At 67.7% G+C, this 263-nt stretch carries 1 pseudogene; it reads right to left on the bottom strand.

What is annotated here, in order from left to right:
* Nucleotides 1–263: pseudogene (locus AAEZ08_RS23025) on the bottom strand (carbon starvation CstA family protein); the annotation flags it as partial.

Genomic DNA, 263 nt, shown 5'->3' with positions numbered 1-263 from the left:
GAATGATCACGTCCATGCCCAGCAGCAGCCAATTTTCGGCGCGGTAGAACTGGCACATCTGCACCAGTAGCGCATAGATCGACATGGCCAGCAGGAACACCAGCGGCACCAGGGTGTAGATCGCCGATCGGCCGCGCTGGATCAGGATGACGGTGATCACCGCCCGGGTCAGGCCGGCCAGCACCTGGGTGGTGGTGCCGGGTAGCGGGCCGATGGCCGGGCCGCCGGGGCCGTCCGCGCCAGCGCCGAAAGCCAGCGCCATG

It is taken from the genome of Pseudomonas sp. E45-MNA-CIBAN-0222, from assembly GCF_040310405.1.
GTDB classification, from domain to species: domain Bacteria; phylum Pseudomonadota; class Gammaproteobacteria; order Pseudomonadales; family Pseudomonadaceae; genus Stutzerimonas; species Stutzerimonas stutzeri_AC.
This window is presented reverse-complemented; position numbering and strand designations above follow the sequence as displayed.